Origin of the sequence: uncultured Methanospirillum sp. (assembly GCF_963668415.2) — an archaeon.
In the GTDB taxonomy this organism is placed as follows: domain Archaea; phylum Halobacteriota; class Methanomicrobia; order Methanomicrobiales; family Methanospirillaceae; genus Methanospirillum.
Window position 1 is genome coordinate 1031668 of sequence record NZ_CAXXDL010000001.1, and the last position, 18910, is coordinate 1050577.

The following is an 18910-nucleotide window of genomic DNA, read 5'->3' on the forward strand; positions in this document are numbered from 1 at the left end:
CAATAGGTATATCGGGTCAATCATGAAGACCAATAGAAGGACCATATAAAAACGGAATTTTAGACTTTTTTTGACATTCCGTAAAGAATATCCCGAATTTAGGTTGGGGTTTTTATCAGTTGAACCAATATCTGAATTTGGGGTTATTTCGGAAAAATACCCGATTTTAGAGGAGTTTAGAAGGCCATGATATACCAGTATTATGAATAGGCAGGTATACTCCTGTAAAACCGGGTTTTTGGACCCCTGATGCAATAAACATCGGTAATTTTTCCCATATCGGTGAAAAAAACAAAAATTATCCTTCGATGAGTACTTCATTCTTTGAGATCATGGTGTTCTTGTAGTAGATCTCAAGAAAGAATGTATTCCCGATATTGTCAGACTGGTTGAACCAATATTGCTTTTGATTCGTGGGAATATTCTCCTGGAGATGAGAGAGATTATTCGACGGTGATGTATTCAGGATATAATCGATCCCGCCTGGTTTTAATGATGTTATGCCTGACGTCCAGGACTGGGTTCCGGTGAGGTTTGTGATCAGGGACTTATTGACAACTGTTGGATATTGGGGGGCGGATTTCCCCATCGATTCTGACGGTCTGACCATCAGCTTTACAGACTCGGTGGGAAGTGGATCGCCACTTATGTGCCGAATTTGCATCCCTTCAGCGATACTGTACGAAACCTGTAGTGTTACTGAGGGCGATTTGGATTCGGTCTCCATAAGACCCCCGGCATAACTGTTCACTATTGCAGCGATGATCAACGTCAGGGTCAGCATGAGAAGAACACCAATCACCGGGGATACTGCCTCTTCTCTCATCTTATGTCTCCGCAGTGATCTCTTTGTCAGCGATGATTGAACCGCTCGGGACATGAACAAACTGAATCCTGACAGGAGTTCCTTCAGTGATCTCATCCCAGTAAGGAGTCAGAACATCATTCATTGCCTCTGATACGGTGGCATTTACATTAAGTCGTGTTCCTGCAAGCAGAGTATAATTACCAAAGTTTGATGCCCCGGCTACTCCATCTGTGATTCCCGGTCCAAAACCTCGGGGATATGTATCTGTTCCAACGTTTTCTGAATTTGGTGTGATGGTACATCGGTTTATCTGATTGCTCTGGTTTCGCCATTCGGTCTGGAATTTCAGATCTTTGGTTGGGATTCCTTCGCTGACCGAGATGATTCTGATATCGAGAAAACTGTTGGTATCAGTATCATGTACCATCGAGGCCTCAAAGAGTAATTGTGGAGGTTTCGACTGAGATTTGGCTATGCCTCCGGTGAAACCACTGATGATTGCAGCGAGGATGAGGGTAACGGTCAGCATGAGCATGATTCCGACTACCGGCGAAACTGCAGGATCAGATTTTAATCCAGTCTCGGAAGTTTTTTTTGAGTAATAGTGAGATGTTGCTTTTTTACAAATAGTGTTTATTCTCATGCCATCTCTCCATCTTCTTCAAATCTTCGATCAGGAATATGAGTTGGAACTGATGATACCACTGGAACGGGATCTGCGGTTTTAATTGTATAATCCATCGATGCAAATTCGCCTTCAATACTCATGTAATATCGACCCTCACGGTAGATCTTCATTGTTTGTGTCTCTTCACTAGGGAATCCACGGTTGTATCCCCCATCTGTAATAACCTGTTCCCATGGATCAAAGATTGTGATCTTCACCCAGACATCACGAGGTGATGAGATGGTCGGGTGCACCGTATATGTGATTGAAAATGGACCATTTGTAATATTGAGTTCTTTTCCAATTGCAGACGCATTAAGATCAACTGAACCGGAGTATGATGTATTTAATGTACGAAGATTGGTTTGGGATTGAGGTTGTTTCAAAATTGATGAGTGGTTAAGCGGAGGTTTCCAAGGAGGCAGCACCTCATATGGATTCCAATCTGTCACATTTGATGAAGGGATCGGCTTGGAGGTCGGACTATTCTGTTCCTGAGATACCAACTCAACACCATTTGGTGGTTCCTGAATGTCATCTTCTATGTCAGCCACTACTATACTTCCGATAATACTTGCCCAGATGATCCAGGCCATCAAAAAAACCAATTTATTTTTCATGAAATGACATTCGAAGAATCATTAAACCATTCGGCTATAAAAGTTTCCGCGTATATATCAACTATTTTGATCTAATTTAAATTTTATTGCGTTGCATTGTACAGGTGAATGCCACATATACACCAATTTGATGATATCTATCCGTTCTCTGCTATTGTAGGCCAGGAACAGATGAAAAAAGGCCTGCTTCTCAACGCAATAAACCCTAAAATAGGGGGAGTTTTGATCAAAGGAGAGAAGGGAACTGCTAAATCTACCGCGGCTCGGGCTCTCGCCCGCCTGCTCCCAAACCGGGAAGTTGTGGATGGTTGTATTTTCGGGTGCGATCCCGCTGATCGCAAAGGGCTCTGTCTTGAATGTCAAAATAGAACAGACCTCAAGTCCAAGACCACAAAAATGCGAGTTGTGGAACTGCCAATCAGTGCAACCGAGGATAAGGTCGTTGGCAGTCTTGACATCGAACATGCCCTTAAGAAGGGTGAGAAAAAATTTGAACCGGGGATTCTTGCTCAGGCACACCGAAATATCCTGTACGTTGATGAGGTGAACCTTCTCAATGATCACATCGTAGATGTTCTTCTTGATGCTGCCGCTATGGGAATGAACTTCATCGAGCGTGAGGGGGTCTCATATGTTCATCCCGCCTCATTCATCCTGATCGGGACGATGAACCCCGAAGAAGGAGAACTCAGGCCTCAGTTACTTGATCGCTTTGGTCTTTGTGTTGATATTGAAGGGATCACCGACGCAGACACCCGAGTTGATGTGATCAAAAGAAGACAGGCTTTCGAGGAAAATCAGGTAGGTTTTTTAGAAGAATGGGCTGAACCAGAGCAACAAATCCGGGAGCGTATCACCAGAGCACAGGAATTGCTTCCATCAGTTTCTATTTCAGACGAGATGCTCTTCATAATTGCACAGATCTGTATTGATATGGGTGTTGATGGGCACCGTGCAGATATCACCATGATGAAGACCGCATCAACACTTGCTGCATATCATGGCAGAAATTGCGTTGTAGAAGCAGATGTTCGTGAGGCGGCAACGTTAGTTCTCCCCCACCGAATGAGACGAAGACCTTTTTCTGAACAACGAATGGATATAGCCAAAATGGACCAATCTATCCAAAAAACCCAGCATGCTCATCCCCATAATCATTAATCCGGAGGGATGACTTGAATGCATCATTTTGATGAAATTTACCCTTTTTGTGCCATCGTTGGTCAGGAACAGATGAAAAAGGCCCTACTCCTCAATGCCATCAATCCCAGGATCGGCGGTATTCTGATCGCAGGAGAGAAGGGTACTGCTAAATCCACCGCTGCCCGGGCTCTTGCACATCTGCTCCCTGAACAAAATGTCGTAGATGGCTGCATATTTGGATGTGATCCTGATCATACTGGTGATCTTTGCGACGATTGTCTGAAGAAAAATGGAACGTACGTTACAAAAAAAGTCCAGATGCATGTCGTTGAGCTTCCGATCAGTGCAACTGAGGACAAGGTGGTTGGCAGTCTTGACATCGAGTATGCACTCAAGAAGGGTGAGAGGAAGTTTGAGCCCGGTGTTCTCGCAAAAGCAAACCGGAATATTCTGTATGTCGATGAGGTGAACCTGCTGAACGATCATATCGTTGATGTACTCCTGGATGCTGCTGCAATGGGTGTCAATATCATCGAACGGGAGGGTATCTCATACAAGCATCCGTCCTCATTTATCCTCATCGGTACGATGAATCCTGAAGAGGGAGATCTCCGCCCACAACTCCTGGACCGGTTCGGACTCTGTGTTTCTATCGAAGGTATCAGCGATCCTGAGATCAGGGTTGAAGTGATCCGCCGTCGCAGGATGTATGATCTGAATCCGCATGAGTTTATCGCCAGGTTCAGCGAAGAAGAAGATGCCCTGAAGGCACGAATAATCAAGGCACAGGAGTTGCTTGAAAAGGTATGCATCTCTGATGAGATGCTGCATATAATCGCACAGATATGCCTGGATATGGCTGTTGACGGACACCGTGCAGATATTATCATGGTTAAGACTGCGAAGACCATTGCAGCATTTCATGAGAGAACAGACGTGAATGAAGAGGATGTAAGGGAAGCAGCAGTTCTTGTCCTCTCACACCGGATGCACAATCAGCCTTTTTCTGATCAGCAGATGGATCAGAACAAGATAGAAGAGTCAATTCAGAAGTCCCGGCAGCAACAACAGCAACCTCAGGAACAGGAAGAGCAGACTGAGCAGGATCAAAAACCCCAGGAGAATACTACACCTGACGGGTCCACGACAACCCAGTTTGCCGAAGGATCACCGTTCAAGATGAACCAGAAACCTCTTTCAGCTCCCAGGCGCATTGACTCGTTCAAGCGGGATGGAAGCGGCAGGCGGAGCGTGACCGAGTCACGGGATGGGAAATATGTCAGAAGCAGGATTCCTGATCGCCTGACTGCGGACATCGCTCTGGATGCAACGATCAGGGCTGCAGCTCCTCACCAAAAGGGTCGGGTTGGTGATCTCGCGGTGAAGATTGAGGCTTCTGATCTCAGGGAGAAGGTCAGGGAACGGAAGATGGGCAATACAGTCCTCTTCGTGGTCGATGCAAGCGGAAGCATGGGGGCCCAGCAGCGGATGACCGCCGTAAAGGGGGCAATCTTATCCCTGCTTATCGATGCATATCAGAAACGCGACCGGGTTGGGCTCGTAGTCTTCCGGGGTAACTCTGCAGAGGTTCTCCTTCCCCCTACCTCCAGTGTTGAACTTGCACGAAAATGTATGCAGACTCTTCCGGTTGGTGGGAAAACACCGCTTGCTTCCGGCCTCTCAAAGGGTTTTGAGGTTCTGCAACGGGAGAAGATGATCAATGCCTACACCATCCCCCGCCTGATCCTGATCTCTGACGGGAAAGCAAATGTGAGTATGGGATCCGGTGCTCCGCTTGATGATGCAGATGAGGTTGCATCCCTCATAAAAGAGTCGGGTATCTCTTCGGTCGTGATCGATACCGAACAGAGTTATATCACCTTTGGGCTTGCTCACAAAATATCAGATGGTATGGGAGCAAAATATCTGAAACTTGAGGAGTTGCAGGCTGATACCATTGCAGAGGCCGTGAAAGGGATTAATAGATGAAATAAAATCCCAATCTATAATGTTCTGCGCTTCACTAATCTTCTCTAATTTTTAATGATTGAATTTTTTGTTGCTGAATTATTTTCCCTTTAAATGAACTTCTGATTTTGTATCTTAACTGTAAATATAGTGCAAACAATTTTTATTACCTTCACGCAAAAAAAATTGATCAAATTAAATAGCGTTAGATCAAAAATATTTGGGAGGTCAGATGTAGGGGTCATTTCCCCGCTCAATTGTCCTAACTTACTGGATGAGATTATGAATAACACAAATCCTTCATTCGATAGCGCAGTATCCCCGGTTGTTGGTGTGCTGTTGATGCTTGTAGTTACTATAATTATTGCGGCTGTTGTGAGTTCTTTTGCTGGGGGACTTACCACCGGACAGCAGGCAGCACCTTCATTATCTGCAGATATCCGGATTACTAATTCCGGAACCTGGATTGAAAGTTCTGGGTTTTATTTTACCGTAACTGGAGTAGACAAACCAATTCCAACCAAAGACCTGAAGATGACCACGAAGTGGACTGCTCAAGATGGAACACGGGGTGAGGTTACAATTCTTCCTTGGAACGGAACCATGGCAAACTGTAATTACCAAACATCTGGTTCTGGTTCAACGTCGATTTCTGCTAGACATGCACCAATCGCAGGGGGAACCGGAATTAATACCACAAAACAGGCTGCTGTAACTGAAAATGGTATAAATTATGCAAGTGCTGCTACGGGAACTTTCTTTGGAAATTACTCGTTAATGTCAGGCGTAGTTATGAAGAACTCAGCAGATTCACTATATGGCAATACTGCATATGGGTCACAACCTTTTGAATATGCTGCAAGCAGTCCCTACTCAGTCTATGAAGGGGTATTGGCGAATGGCGTAATGGAAGCAGATGGATGTCAGTCAATATTAGGGCACTTATGGTATCATCTTAGGGCTGGAGACGTCGTAACAGTAACTGTATTTCATATTCCATCTGGCAAAATCATCCTGAAGAAAGATGTTATCGTGGAGGCTTAGATATGGCCTCATTGTATAAGAAAAATCAGGATAATGCAGTATCACCGGTTATTGCCATCATGCTCATGCTGGTTGTCACAATTATTATTGCAGCAGTGGTAAGTTCATTTGCAGGTGGATTGACAAAATCACAGGATCGAATTCCCCAACTTACTTTAGATGGAAAATATAGCATAAAAAATGGGATTGAATTAACTCACACTGGGGGAGATTCAATAAATCCTTCTGAAGTTGAAATGACAATGAGACCGGGAACAGGCTTTGGTGTGGGGATTCAAGCAAATGTTATTACCGTAAATAAAACCTCTCTTACCGATTCAACTGGAAAAAAGTTTTGGAAAGGAATTGGAGGAAGTAATGTGGGTAATTTTAGTAGCACTACCAGTACTCCCTATGCAAATGTCTGGAGTGTAGGATCTACCACATACATCTTACCTCCGCTCCATCTCAACGGAAATCTACAGCATGAATCAAATGAATACACCTGCTGGAACAATTCTGTAAACCTTGGAAATTCAATCAACGTCCAGGTGATAAACCGTCAGGGGCAACTTATCGGCAAAGGTGAAATTAAGATCGTTCCCTGATCAAACTTGAAAATGACAAGAAACAATTTTTTTTTTGCCTGCAGAACACGCAAATTTATGACGATTATCCCTCTTGTTTTAGGGATAATTCTATTTTGTTACATTGCAGGCTGTATCTCTGAATCCACAGAGAACTCATTAAAACAAGGCATAAATTCTAATGATCAAGGCCAGTCTGTAATAATTACTGATGCCCTAAACCGGTCAGTTACCTTTAATGAACGACCCAGACGAATTATTACTGCAAATCAGGGTGCTGTCCCACTATTACTGGTTCTTGGTGCTGGAGAAAGGATCGTCGGTGTACCCTCTTTTGTAGTTGAAGATCCTGTCCTTGCAAAAAATTTACCAAATGCACAGATCTTTGCCGGGTCCCTACAAAATGTGAATTGTGAACAGATCATCGCATTAAAGCCTGATTTGGTCATTGAATATATCAAATATAAACCAAAATGCAATAGTCTCCTAGAAAAAGCAGGTATTCCTATTCTGTATTTTAATAGTTTCGATCTTCCTGAAGTTCGAAACAATATTGCTCAAATGGGAAAACTGACTGGTGATCAGGAGGCGGCTATAGAATATATCAACTTTACAAATTCATGCGATGAAATACTATCCTCACGCATAAACAATTTTTCAGATCACCATCCCCGAGTTTACATGGAATTTTCAACCGATTATATGACCTATGGTAATGGATCAAAAGGCGATACCCTCATGAATCTTTTACAGGTTGAAAATATTGCACACAATTTAATTGAGTATCCAACAATAACCCCGGAATGGATTCTGAAGGAAGATCCAGATATTATCATAAAAACAGTGAGTAGTACGGCATTACGGGAAAATTCAACAACCCTAGAGGATTCATATCGATCATTACTTACCAGATCAGGTTTTTCCAACCTTACTGCCGTGAAGAATAACCAGGTATTTGTGATTAATAATGATCTGTTAATGTTCACAAGACAACCCGCGGGCGCTCTCTATCTGGCAAAAATTCTCTATCCAGAGAAATTTTCTGATATTGAACCTCAAATGTTTCTTACTGAATATGCAGAGAAATTTATGCTAGGATCTGATGAAATACCCACTGTATTTCCTAATTTTCAAACAGGCAGAGCAACAAATAGCACAATGATGCTGGTGTGAACGAATGAAATCAGGAGAATTCCATCAGAATATCAAAAGAGTATGCAGTCTCTCTCTTCTTTTGATATTATTCGGATTCATCTGTTCATCGGGTTGTATTTCAAACCTTAATAGCAATTCTACTCAAACATTGGATAAATCCAGTCAATCAATTCATCAAATAACTATTATCGATGATCTAAATCGAACAGTTGTCCTCCCTGATTATCCCAAAAGGATAGTTTCAGTCAACCATAATGTGTTAAATTTACTAATAGCCTACGGAGCAGGAGACAAGATTGTCGGGGTTCCGGAGTATGTTCTTGGTGATCAAATCATCATGAGTCATCTTCCAAATGCGGTGGGTGTTGGTGGATCCCTGGCCAATGTTAATTGTGAACAAATGATTGCATTAAAACCTGATGTTATTCTAGCATTTGCAGGTTACAAACCCAGGGCCAGTGATCGGATTGATATGGCAAATATTCCCATCATCTATCTGAATGCATATTATATCACCGATATTCAAAAAGATTCACATATCATTGGTCAACTGGCCGGTAACGAAAGTAAGTCTGATGAATATAACGATTTAGTGACTAACTATCTCGCTTTAATAGACAATCGAACCTCAAATCAGTCAACGACTCCTTTGAGGGTATACCTGGAATGGTCTTCAGACAATATTGCACAGGGAAAAAATTCTCAGGGCGATCGAATTATGAAGGCCCTTCATGCTACAAATATCGCTGGTGATATCAACCTTGATTATCCTACGATTAACAACGAATGGGTTGTAAAGCAAAACCCTGATGTTATCATAAAATTTGTAACGAGTACGGGATTGAGAGAAAACACTACTTCATTTCTGAATGAGTACCACAAGATTGGTGACAGAACCGGGTATTCCACTATTTCTGCAGTGCAAAACCATCGTGTTTATCTGGTAAATCAGGATCTGATGAGCAATTCACGAGGTATCGCAGGGATACTCTATCTCGCTAAAGCATTGTATCCATCAAAGTTTATTGATATTGATCCTCATTTGGTTTTAAAAGAATATGCAGACAAATTTCAACCAGATGCTGATAAAATTCAACAATTTTTCTCTCCATCACAAGAGTCTGGCGGGAATTTATCATTGTATAAGTAAGGAAACAAAATTCGGAGTTAAATCATTATGAAAATTACTGCAATTATGATGGGATCTCAAGGTTCCCTTCTGCATCGAGCTGCTGAAAAAAGTGGTGTTGATCTGAAATTTTATCAAATTCGGTACCTGGAGCAGAACCCGGATAAATTGGATGAAGTTAAGGCGTCAATGAGAGAATCAAATGTTATTCTTCTTTCACGATCAACCGAAATGTTTTGGGATGTAATCGAGGATGATATAAAGAATATTGCGAAATCAATCCCTCTTATCTGCCTCAGTCACGATCCTTCATACTGGATTCTATCTTCAGTAAAACCAGAGGTAGTATCTACCTGTCAACAGTATGTCACGTACAACGGGGAAGAAAACATAGAGAACCTTGTAACCTATATTCAGAATCTCGTATTAAATGAGCCAAAATCTGTTTCTCCTCCTGAAAAAACGCCATGGGATGGAATTTATCATCCTGATTCTGAAAAAACATTCTATAGCACTGAAGAATATCTAAAATGGTATTCTCCTCGTGTACATGAGGGATCCTGGGTTGGAATCCTGTTTTCAAGAACGGCATGGGCTTCAGGAAGTAATACCGCCATAGAGGATGAGATTATCAGAAGTCTGGAACTGGAAGGGATGAATGTCATCACGGTTTTTTCATACCCGGTTAAGGATACCGGACTTGGAACCAGGGGTATGGCCGGAGTTATTGAAGAATTTCTGGTATTGGATGGACAATGCCGGGTTGATGCAATAATAAAATTAATGCCTACTCTTTTAGGAGGATCTTCTGAGGAAAAAGAGAATACCTATACATTCGAAGCAACCTCACGATTTCTACAAAAGTTAAACGTTCCTATTTTTTCACCAATAATCTCATATTACCAGTCCATAGAACAGTGGAAAGAAGGAAACGGTCTTACTGCAGATACCAGTTTTTTTGTCGCAATGCCGGAGTTTGAAGGAGTTATCGAGCCAATTATTATCGGAACAAGCAATAACAACCCGGAAATAGGGAGAGATGATCGTGAGGCAATTCCTGATCGATGTAGAAAAGTTGCTCAACGAGTGAAACAATGGACTCGCCTATCTAAAAAACCTATTTCCGAACGTAAAGTCGCATTCATCCTCAACAATAATCCCTGTGCCAGTGCAGAAGCCAGCATCGGCGGAGGAGCACACCTGGATACCCTGGAGAGTGTTGCCCGGATTCTTAAACGGATGAAAGAGGCAGGATACCATGTAGATTATCCCGAATCCGGTGAAGAATTAATCAAGACAATGCTTGAAAAGAAGGCAATGTCTGAATTCAGATGGACCACTGTCCAGGATATTGCTGCGAATGGAGGTGTTCTAATGTCGATGGATGTAGACACCTTTTCTGCATATTTTTCCATTCTTTCAAAAACAGTACAAGAAAAGATCACTGCCACCTGGGGAGAAGCACCAGGACTCAGCATGGTCCTTGATGGAAAAATTCTCATCACTGGCCTTTCGTTTGGTAATGCAACCGTTCATGTCCAACCAAAACGAGGCTGTTATGGATCACGGTGTGATGGAGAGGTGTGTAAGATCCTCCACGATCCTGAGTGTCCACCACCTCATCAGTACCTGGCAACCTATTACTGGATAGAGAAAATTTTTGATGCTGATGTCATTGTCAATGTCGGTACCCATGGAAATCAGGAGTGGTTGCCGGGAAAAGGGCTTGGCTTATCTGAAAATTGTTTCCCTGATGTTACAATTGGAACAACTCCTTATTTGTACATCTACAATGCTGACAACCCACCGGAAGGGACAATTGCAAAACGAAGAGGATATGCCACTCTTGTCGATCATTTGCAGACCGTAATGACCCAGGGAGGTCTCTATGAAGGACTCGAAGAACTGGATGTTCTGCTCAGACAGTACGAGACCGCAAAATTGGATCCAGCCAGATCACATGCTCTCCAGCATCTGATTAGGGATGCAATAGCAGAAGTAAATCTCGATAAAGACATTCATCTTACTGATGAAATGTCCTTGGATGACATCGTTAGTCACTGTCATGAGGCTCTGTCACTGATCAGAAATACCCAGATTCCCTCGGGCATGCACACATTCGGAGAACTACCTGAAGGTGAAAAACGGTTGGATTTCATCAATGTTATTATCAGATACGATAACGGGGATCCCTCTCCACGAAGAACGATTGCCAGGCTTCATGGGCATGATCTCACAGAATTACTCACGAACCAGGATGGGTTTTCAAAGGATCTTGGTCTATCAAACGGTGCAATTCTTGAGTTACTGGAGCAAAAAACAAAGGATTTTATTGGTGCGGTTCTTGAGGATACCCTTGAATCATACAATGTTTGGTTTGGACATGCGATTTCTACAGAAGATATCACAGACCTGAATAAGATTCGGGACCGAATACAGGATATCAACAACCGGATTAATGACTCAAAAGAGATTGAATCACTATTTAATGGGTATTCGGGAGGACATATTCCAGCCGGGCCATCCGGTCTGATCTCGCGGGGACATGAGGAAGTCCTACCTACCGGGCGTAATTTCTATTCACTGGACCCGTTCATGGTTCCAACAAAAGCAGCATGGCGTGTAGGACAACGTCTGTCCGAGTCTTTACTTAGTAAGTATCTGCGGGAAGAAGGTAAATACCCGGAAAGTGTTGCATTTTACTGGATGGCTTCCGACATCATGTCAGCAGACGGAGAGATGTATGCCCAACTCATGGCCTTGCTCGGAGTTGAACCAGTCTGGCAATCTAATGGAAGAGTTAAGTCATTTACCATTATCCCCTTGGAAAAACTGAATCGTCCCCGGATTGATATCACCGTTCGAGGATCCGCCCTTATCAGGGACAATTTTTCAAACTGCTATGAATTGCTTGATGAGGCAGTTCAAGCAGTTGCAGATCTGGATGAACCTCATGAGCAGAATTTCATTCGAAAGCATGCTCAGGAGATTATGGAACAGAATCAGTGTTCGTGGAAAGATGCTACACTCCGGATTTTCTCATCTAAACCTGGAACATATTATAATGGTGTTGATCTCGCGGTATACGCAAGTGCCTGGAAAACTGAAGCAGATTTGGCTGAAATATTCGTGGCATGGAATGGATATGCCCTCAGGAAAGACCAAGAGGGAGAAGTTACTCATGAGCAGTTTGCAACAAACCTCTCTAAAGTTTCGGTCACCTTCAACAAAGTCCAGTCAGATGAGTATGATCTCCTTGGGTGCTGCTGTTATTTCGGAACTCATGGAGGGATGACTGCCGCTGCCCGTCATTATTCTGGAAAAGTGGTTAAACCATATTACGGGGACACAAGGGAACCGGAACAGATTGAAGTCCGTGATCTCGCTGATGAACTTCGTCGGGTAGTCAGAACAAAATTACTCAATCCCAAGTGGATTGACGGGATGAAAGAGCATGGATACAAAGGAGCCGGTGATATCATGCGGAGAGTTACGCATGTATATGGTTGGGAAGCATCAACCCAGGAGGTTGATGACTGGATCTTCGATGATATTGCCGAGACCTTTGTGAACGATGAGGAGATGCGACAATTTTTTGAAGAAAACAATCCATATGCCCTGGAAGAAATAGCCCGCCGACTCCTTGAAGCAGAACAGAGAGGACTTTGGCAAGCAGATCAGCAGGTTCTTGAAGAACTGAAAAATAATTACCTACAGATCGAATCCTGGATGGAAGACAAGATTGGTGAAGGTGATTACCAGGGTGGAAGTGTAGATATCTACACACAGGATGACATTGCTGCCTGGGGCGATTCAATGAAGGATATTATGGCTAAAGTGCAGGAAAAGTTCCCAATTCGGAAGAGTAATTCATAAAATATCTTATAATTTTCATTTTCGGTAATGCCCGATCAATCATTAATTATCTGATTTATGGAACTTGGAAATGACCGGAACTCAAAAAAATCCCATTTTATTTTATCTATCAGGAAAAAGACGAAAAGTGATAATAATACTCACACTTCTGGTCCTCCTTTTTCTGACCATAGTATACGCACTGAATGCAGGATCCTTCCACCTTTCCTTCGAAAGGATTCTCATTATTCTGTATCAGGCGATTACTTGTCCCGGGTTACTCGAAGGATCAAATTCTGAGAAGATTATTGTCATTGATTTCCGTATGCCAAGGGTGCTTCTTGCAATTTTTACCGGGATCAGTCTTGCCGTTGCCGGGTGTGTCATGCAGGCACTCCTTCGTAACCCGTTAGTAAGCCCATTTACCCTTGGACTCTCTTCTGCTGCTTCATTTGGAGCAGCTATGGCCATAGTGTTCGGACCGGTTCTGTTCCCTTTTATTCCTCCCCAGTATCAGAATGGCACAATAGTTCTCGCTGCATTTCTTCTTGGATGGTTCTCTATTCTACTTATTTATGCGATATCTCGGATGAAAGGGGCATCAAGTGCTACACTCATCCTCTCCGGGGTTGTTATTGGGTATATCTTCACTGCAGGAGTGATGATCATGAAATATCTCACCAATGATGAGAAACTGCGTGAGATTACTCTTTGGCTCATGGGTGGAATGTGGGGAGCAAATTGGAATGCAGTTGTGATTGTTGCTCCAATCACCATGATTTGTGTATTGTATCTCGAATCAAAAGCATGGGATCTTAACGGTCTCGCTGCCGGCGATGATGTAGCGAAAAATCTTGGTGTAAATGTAAATCGACTAAGGATATCCGGCCTCTTTGTTGCAACCCTCGCTGCATCAGCTTGCCTGGCATTCACGGGCATCATCGGATTTATCGGACTCATGGGCCCTCATATCGGGAGGATGCTCATTGGGAATGATAATCGATATCTGATCCCCTGTTCTGCTTTACTAGGTGCTCTGATCCTTCTGATATCAGATACAGCAGCCCGTACTGTAATGGACCCTATCGAAATACCAGTGGGAGTTATCATGTACATCATCGGCGGTGTCTTCTTTATGATTCTCATTCTTCGGGGACAGCACCGGGTGATAACATAAAGGAGAGATCATGAATCTAAATATTCGTGATTTGACGGTTAAATATGGTAAAATTCAGATTTTAAACCAGATATCCTTCGATCTCACATCTGGAGAAGTACTGTGTATCATAGGTCCAAACGGATCCGGAAAAAGCACCCTTATTAAGACCCTTGCTGGTATAATCAGTTCGTATTCAGGTTCATTTGCATTGGATGGAGTTGAGATCACCGGGATATCTAAAAATATGGTTGCGAAGAGTATTGGATATGTCCCTCAGGATTTTCAATATCTCACGTCTGCCACTGTTCTTGAAGCAGTAATTCTTGGAAGGTGTCCTCATGTGCAGTGGTCGTTAACACAACATGACCTTGACACGGTACAAAATGCGATGGAGATGCTGAATATCTCTCAAATGTCCGGAAAAATGTTGACCGAACTCTCCGGAGGTGAAAGACAACGGGTTTTTATTGCACGGACAATAGCACAAGAACCTGAAGTTTTTCTTTTTGATGAACCTACCAGTGCTCTTGATATCAAGCATCAGATTGAGGTATTCTCTATGATTAGAGAGATTTCAAAAAAACGGATGAAATCTGTACTGGTATCAGTCCATGATCTAAACTTTGCATATCATTATGCAGATCGGGTTATGCTGATAGATAAGGGAAATATAGTTAGGATCGGTCCCGCTGATGAAGTGATGACTGAAGAGAACATCAATTCAGTATATGGGGTGCCGATGCAGTTCATCGCTACTGAAGCAGGCAAGTATGTGTTACCGATCTGGGATCCCGCAACTCCAAAGTTATCATCTGGATAATATTGCAGATCTAATTTTACTTTCCTGAAGAGGACGACACGAAACTAAATAGGAAACTGGTGGAACCGTGATGGGTTTAGAAATTGCCAACAAAAATAATACAAATCAGATTGTTATCCATGACCTGACAAAAAAATTTGACAGTCTTTGTGCAGTACATCGGATGAACATTTCTGTGGGTAATGAAGTATTCGGAATACTTGGACCAAACGGATCTGGGAAGACCACAACGGTTCTTATGCTCACTACACTCCTCAATCCGACCAGCGGAACCGCTGAGGTCTGTGGATATGACATCCATACTGAACCGACAAAGGTCAGGGAATCAATAAGTTACGTCCCTCAGGACATGGCAGTAGATGTTAGACTGACAGGAAGAGAAAATGTCAGGTTTTTTGCAGACCTATACGGAGTAAAGAATCCTGAACAAAAAACAGATGAAGTATTACATATTTTAGAACTTTCTGATCGTGCTGATGAGTTTGCAAAAGTCTATTCTGGGGGAATGAGGCGGCGGCTTGAACTGGCACAGGCGTTGGTTCATAACCCCAAGGTATTATTTCTTGATGAACCTACTGTCGGCCTTGATGTCTCTGCCAGGAAGAAGATCTGGGATCACATTCGGACTCTTCGAAATTCAGGGATGACCATCTTTGTTACGACTCACTATATGGATGAGGCAGATCAGTTCTGTGATCGGGTCGCTATTATCGATAAAGGAGTGATCAAGGCCATCGACACTCCTGATAATCTGAAGGGAATGATTGCACAGGATATTGTAACGATTACAATTTCTGGATCATTTCTTCCGATATCGGTTCCAGGGGTCAGGTTTGTGAGTAGTGATGACGGTGTCCTTACATTCTTTGCGGATCGTGGAGACGAAGCACTTCCACAGATAAAAGACACTCTGGCTAAACAGGGAATCCAGGTCCTTGCAATGTCAACCCGAAGGCCTTCTCTAGACGATGTTTTCCTCCATTTGATAGATCCAGAGGAAGATCTGACGCCTTTCAACAATATTTCATTTAGAAATATGATGGGGAAGCGATGATGAATCCCATTCTCGTTTACTGCAGGCGTGATCTCATCCGATGGATCAGAGGAAGATGGGGATTTGTATCAGCACTTGCTCTTCCTGCTGCATGGCTTGTTTTTGTGGGGCTTGCACTTCCGATCAGATTTACTGATCATTATCTTGATTTTGTAACTCCCGGTATCCTTGCCATGACCACACTTTCGGCTTCACTTTCAGGGGGAGGGCTTATTATTCAGGATAGAATGCTTGGCTTTTTTAATAAATTTCTGGCCCTTCCCCCTCCCCGTGAATCGATTCTCTTTGGAAAGATCCTTGTCATCACGATACGAGGCCTGATTCAGTCGACTATTATTCTGGGATTTGCATTCATGCTTGGTGCCCGGCTTTATTCTCCTCTCCAAGTACTGACTACATATCTGATATTGGTCATTTTCGGAGTGCTTCTCTCTGCATTTTCCATAACACTGGCGATCTATGTTGGTGAACATGACCAGTATGCTGCAGTGACTGCAATGATCTCGATGCCTATTTTTTTCACATCTTCAGCGATGATGCCGTATGATTCGATGCCGGATTGGCTCAGGGTGTTTGCGTATGTTAACCCGTTAAGTTTTGCAATCGATGGAATCAGGATTATGCAGGGCGGTGCGGTACCGGTTACTCAGATCGGGGTTTTATCCGGTCTCTCCCTGGTTGTTGTCTGTTTTGCTGTTTATGCATTCAGAAAGGTGAAAGTTTGAAAATAGAACATCAATAGGGAATACCATACATGTAATGAGATCGAATTCTGGAATCAGGATGATCCCTCTTCTTTATCAGGAATTATCCGGGAATCCCTTTTTTTGATTTCATGAAAAAGAGAAGAACAGAAATTATTCTCTAAATTGTTCTTTCAAAACCACGGTTTTAAATCTCAAGTTGGATTAATGTGTTCATTTATGACAAAATATATACTTAAAAGTTAAATGTTATTTTGATGTAATACCCTTATTTATCCCTCAATAAGTACTTCATTTCTTGATATCATTGTATTTTTGTAATATACCTTAAGGAAGAATGAATTGCCGATATTACGAGACTGATTGAACCAGTACTGATTTTGGATCTCCGGAATATTATCCTGGAGATGTGAGATATTCCCATGAAAATCTCCACTAACCTACTTGCCTTGATCCATTTATTCTCATAATCTCCTTACCCTCTTCTTGAACAATTAACTCGGCTCCTCTGGACAGAAGCTGAAGAATCTTGGTTATTCCAATTTTCTCGATTCTTTCAGGTAATTTTGGAATCTGAATCTTTTTACTCTGGGTATATCATCGATATACATCTCATCGTTGACTAAAAGATGCCAAACGATCCGTAAAATTTTGCGTGCTACAGCAACGATTGCCTTTTTATAACATTTTCTAGGCAGAAGGCTGTTGAAGTAGTCGTTCAGTTTTCCGGGTCTTTTGACAGCTGAATGGGCAGCTTCTACCAGAGCCCATCGAAGATATTTCCTAATATATTGCAAAGTTTGGGATACAGATACTTCTGTTTGATTCCTATCGGCATTGTCTGAAAACCAAGTAATTGAAGTGATAAAACATTGTATAGGTATAGTTATTCGTCAATCACTTAATGGGCAAATTATCGACTTTAATTAAATTTTGGCCCTGTTAAGTGTGTTTTTATTAATGAAGACTATCGAAATAGTCCCCAAATTTATGTTCGAATAATCACTTGATTTTCAGACACGGTCGTTTATTTTTACATCTAATGAAAAATGAGGTTCAGTACAAATTTGTGAAAATTATCCAGATCAAGATAAGGAGTACCGAAAATCCGAGAATTGCTTCTTCCCATCTGTTTTGAGCATAAGGAAATGGTTCAGGTCCCACCATTGATCTGATATATGTAATTAACCAAGACCGTGTAATCTGTTTATTCGGCTTACTTTTACTCATATTTTTAATCTCAAGGTACGGATCTTTTTTAGAAGGAGTTTTCAAAAAGATTAAATAATGCTTGATTAGGTTTATTTTAATTAAAATTCTGATTCCCCAGAGCATATTGTTGGTTTCTGGATTGGCTCGGTTCCGTTATCATATAACACGGTGAGATACCTGGCATTAAATACCATAATCAAAACATCAAAAAAGAATGTTATGATGATTTGAATGCCAATCTTAATTTCTTGTGCCCCAGGTATAAGAAATCCCGCTATAAATCCGATGAGTGTAAGAACTAGGGCTATTATAGTGGAAGCAACTGAGAACAAGAAGACGACAAAGAGCAATACGAGGAGTGATAACAGGTACCGAATCCATCCGATATTTCCAATTTTCTTTAAAATTTCCGATATTTCAAATGCTGATCTGATACTGCCACTTCTACTAAACCGTATAAGACCAATAATCCCGAAAATGTTAAAGACGATGAACAGCAGCACGGATAATAAAAGTCCACCGATTGCAATACCGATGCTCTGAAGTAATTCGGGTGAGAGCACGAGAGGATGAGGGGTTGATGAGACATGATTAAATTGTTTGATTGTCCGGTATAATGGTAAAATCACGGTAAAGATGGCAATTAACATGGGTATAATATTGTACACAAGACCAATTACCGAGAATGAAAACCCGTCCCTGAAAAGATTTTTCCAGTCTCTGACTTGTGGAGCGGGTGACAGACCCCGATAGATCCTGGTAATATATCCTGCCTGCACTATCATCAGTATTATTCCGACGAAGATCAGAACGATTACTATATGCAATGCGCATTGATTGAAAGGCGGAGGGAGTAATATTGGAAACCCAATTTTTAATTCAGGTACATATTTGTGTATGAGTGATTTCTCTCCGACATTAATCATGAAATCCCCGGTTCCGAGAAGAGATAACAGAATCCATGTTCTTGGTTGTCGAATCACCCCATCAATGACATAATGAAATG

Annotated in this window: 15 protein-coding genes; 11 read left to right on the forward strand and 4 right to left on the reverse strand. The window is 42.2% G+C overall.

Annotated features, from left to right (window positions below; translation table 11 throughout):
- Positions 1 to 298: 298 nt before the first annotated feature.
- The 3 genes from ACHZA2_RS04755 to ACHZA2_RS04765 form a co-directional block, all read right to left on the reverse strand.
- Positions 299 to 826 carry a type IV pilin N-terminal domain-containing protein gene (locus ACHZA2_RS04755; protein ID WP_319578740.1) on the reverse strand — a complete coding sequence of 176 codons (528 nt, stop codon included), beginning with the start codon at positions 824 to 826 and terminating at the stop codon, positions 299 to 301.
- Position 827: 1 nt separating this feature from the next.
- Entirely contained in the window at positions 828 to 1343 is a 516-nt protein-coding gene (locus ACHZA2_RS04760; RefSeq protein ID WP_394698490.1) for a type IV pilin N-terminal domain-containing protein, read from the reverse strand.
- Positions 1344 to 1447: 104 nt separating this feature from the next.
- Positions 1448 to 2071, reverse strand: a complete 624-nt coding sequence (locus ACHZA2_RS04765) for a hypothetical protein (protein WP_319578742.1) — start codon at positions 2069 to 2071, stop codon at positions 1448 to 1450.
- A 132-nt stretch (positions 2072 to 2203) separates the two neighbouring features.
- On the opposite strand from ACHZA2_RS04765, the gene ACHZA2_RS04770 reads away from it, so the two are divergent.
- The 11 genes from ACHZA2_RS04770 to ACHZA2_RS04820 all read left to right on the forward strand — a co-directional run bounded on the left by ACHZA2_RS04770 (position 2204) and on the right by ACHZA2_RS04820 (position 16713).
- Complete coding sequence (locus ACHZA2_RS04770; RefSeq protein ID WP_319578743.1) at positions 2204 to 3256, forward strand: AAA family ATPase; 1053 nt, start codon at positions 2204 to 2206, stop codon at positions 3254 to 3256.
- A gap of 72 nt (positions 3257 to 3328) precedes the next feature.
- A complete protein-coding gene (locus ACHZA2_RS04775) occupies positions 3329 to 5227 on the forward strand; it encodes a putative cobaltochelatase (RefSeq protein WP_394698491.1) in 1899 nt (632 codons plus the stop codon).
- Between the two features lie 261 nt (positions 5228 to 5488).
- Positions 5489 to 6250: a type IV pilin N-terminal domain-containing protein gene (locus ACHZA2_RS04780; protein ID WP_319578745.1), complete on the forward strand. Its 762-nt coding sequence runs from the start codon at positions 5489 to 5491 to the stop codon at positions 6248 to 6250.
- Between the two features lie 11 nt (positions 6251 to 6261).
- Entirely contained in the window at positions 6262 to 6837 is a 576-nt protein-coding gene (locus ACHZA2_RS04785) for a type IV pilin N-terminal domain-containing protein (protein WP_394698492.1), read from the forward strand.
- Between the two features lie 57 nt (positions 6838 to 6894).
- On the forward strand, positions 6895 to 7989 hold the full coding sequence (locus tag ACHZA2_RS04790) for an ABC transporter substrate-binding protein (protein ID WP_319578747.1): 1095 nt from the start codon (positions 6895 to 6897) through the stop codon (positions 7987 to 7989).
- Positions 7990 to 7993: 4 nt separating this feature from the next.
- Positions 7994 to 9121 carry an ABC transporter substrate-binding protein gene (locus ACHZA2_RS04795; RefSeq protein ID WP_319578748.1) on the forward strand — a complete coding sequence of 376 codons (1128 nt, stop codon included), beginning with the start codon at positions 7994 to 7996 and terminating at the stop codon, positions 9119 to 9121.
- Between the two features lie 27 nt (positions 9122 to 9148).
- Positions 9149 to 12976 (forward strand): cobaltochelatase subunit CobN, encoded by a 3828-nt coding sequence (gene cobN / locus ACHZA2_RS04800; protein WP_319578749.1) that lies wholly within the window; start codon positions 9149 to 9151, stop codon positions 12974 to 12976.
- 70 nt (positions 12977 to 13046) lie between these two features.
- On the forward strand, positions 13047 to 14132 hold the full coding sequence (locus ACHZA2_RS04805; protein ID WP_319578750.1) for an iron ABC transporter permease: 1086 nt from the start codon (positions 13047 to 13049) through the stop codon (positions 14130 to 14132).
- A 10-nt stretch (positions 14133 to 14142) separates the two neighbouring features.
- Positions 14143 to 14934, forward strand: a complete 792-nt coding sequence (locus ACHZA2_RS04810) for an ABC transporter ATP-binding protein (RefSeq protein ID WP_319578751.1) — start codon at positions 14143 to 14145, stop codon at positions 14932 to 14934.
- A gap of 70 nt (positions 14935 to 15004) precedes the next feature.
- Positions 15005 to 15988 carry an ATP-binding cassette domain-containing protein gene (locus ACHZA2_RS04815; RefSeq protein ID WP_319578752.1) on the forward strand — a complete coding sequence of 328 codons (984 nt, stop codon included), beginning with the start codon at positions 15005 to 15007 and terminating at the stop codon, positions 15986 to 15988.
- On the forward strand, positions 15985 to 16713 hold the full coding sequence (locus ACHZA2_RS04820; protein WP_319578753.1) for an ABC transporter permease: 729 nt from the start codon (positions 15985 to 15987) through the stop codon (positions 16711 to 16713). Before ACHZA2_RS04815 ends, ACHZA2_RS04820 begins: the two co-directional genes overlap by 4 nt.
- Positions 16714 to 18002: 1289 nt before the next feature.
- Here ACHZA2_RS04820 and ACHZA2_RS04825 read toward each other — a convergent pair.
- On the reverse strand, positions 18003 to 18830 hold the full coding sequence (locus tag ACHZA2_RS04825) for a DUF4013 domain-containing protein (RefSeq protein ID WP_319578754.1): 828 nt from the start codon (positions 18828 to 18830) through the stop codon (positions 18003 to 18005).
- Between the last annotated feature and the right edge of the window lie 80 nt (positions 18831 to 18910).